The following is a 1,323-nucleotide window of genomic DNA, read 5'->3' as shown; positions in this document are numbered from 1 at the left end:
ACCCCCCTCCTCACCTTTCGGGGGGCCGCCCCCCTGTTTTAGTCCCTCTGGGCCCACCCCTCCAACCCCCCGCGCCCTCTGGGGGGCCGGGCCCTCCCTGCCCCCGTTCCGGGCGATACCCCGCTCCGGACAAGGAACCTCCCATGAACCCGTCCTCACCCACCGTCACCGGAGTCCCCCCGGTCTGCCGCCCCGACCCGTACGCCGGACAACGGTGGACCTTCGGCTTCCCCGGCGGACTCACGGCGGAGGTGCACACCCGTGGCGCCGTCCTGCACGGCCTGTGGGTCCCGGACCGTGACGGCGTCCCGGGCGACGTCGTCCTCGCTCCCCGCGACCCGGCCCTGACGGCCACCACCGCCCGGTACTTCGGCGCCACCGTCGGCCGGTACGCCAACCGCATCGCACACGGCCGGTTCTCGCTGGACGGGACGGCGTACCGGCTGACCACGCAGGAGACCGGCCACTGCCTGCACGGCGGAACCGACGGCTTCGACACCCGCCTCTGGGAGGCCGAGAGCGTGCACACCCCGGAGTGGACCGGGGTGCTCCTGCGCCTCCACAGCCCGGACGGCGACCAGGGATTCCCGGGGAACCTGGACGTCACCGTCAGCTGTCTCATCGGCCGGAACGACGAACTCGCCTTCTCCTACACGGCGGTCACGGACGCGGCCACCCTGGTGAACCTGACCAACCACGCCTACTTCAACCTCGACGGCGAGGGCGCCGGCGACGTCCTCGGCCACGAACTCACCGTCGACGCCTCGCACTACACACCGGTGGACGACGACCTCATTCCCCGCGGGGACCATCTGCCCGTCTCCGGCACCGCCTTCGACCTCCGCCGGCCGCTCAGGATCGCCGACGCCCTGGCCCGCCCCGGCGCCGGCGACGGCTACGACCACAACTTCGTCCTGGGCCCGCGGGCCGACGGCTCGCTGCGCCGGGCCGCCGTCCTGTACGCGCCGGCCACCGGCCGCCGCATGGAGGTGCTGACCACGGAACCGGGACTCCAGGTGTACACCGCGGGGCAGTTCGACGGCTCGGTGGTCGGCAAGAGCGGTACGCCCTACGGGCCGGGCGCCGGTGTCGCGCTGGAGACCCAGCACTTCCCGGACGCGCCGAACCGCCCCGGGGACCCGTCCACGGTGCTGCGGCCGGGCGAGGAGTACGCGTCGAGGACGGTCCTGCGGTTCGGCACCCGCGACTGAGCGCGGACGAGAACGGGGGGGGGCCGCCCCGGGGGGGGGGGGGGGGCCACCCCAGGGGGACGGGGGGGGGGGGACCCCCCCCCCGCGGGGGGAGATAAAAAAAAAAAAAAAC

At 73.8% G+C, this 1,323-nt stretch carries 1 protein-coding gene; it reads left to right on the top strand.

The window, feature by feature from the left end:
• The first annotated feature begins 143 nt into the window (after positions 1-143).
• Complete coding sequence (locus ACFW1I_RS38375) at positions 144-1,211, top strand: aldose epimerase family protein (RefSeq protein WP_384678818.1); 1,068 nt, start codon at positions 144-146, stop codon at positions 1,209-1,211.
• The last annotated feature ends 112 nt before the right edge of the window (positions 1,212-1,323 follow it).

The sequence above is a fragment of the Streptomyces sp. NPDC058955 genome, from assembly GCF_042741435.1.
Taxonomy (GTDB): domain Bacteria; phylum Actinomycetota; class Actinomycetes; order Streptomycetales; family Streptomycetaceae; genus Streptomyces.
This window is presented reverse-complemented; position numbering and strand designations above follow the sequence as displayed.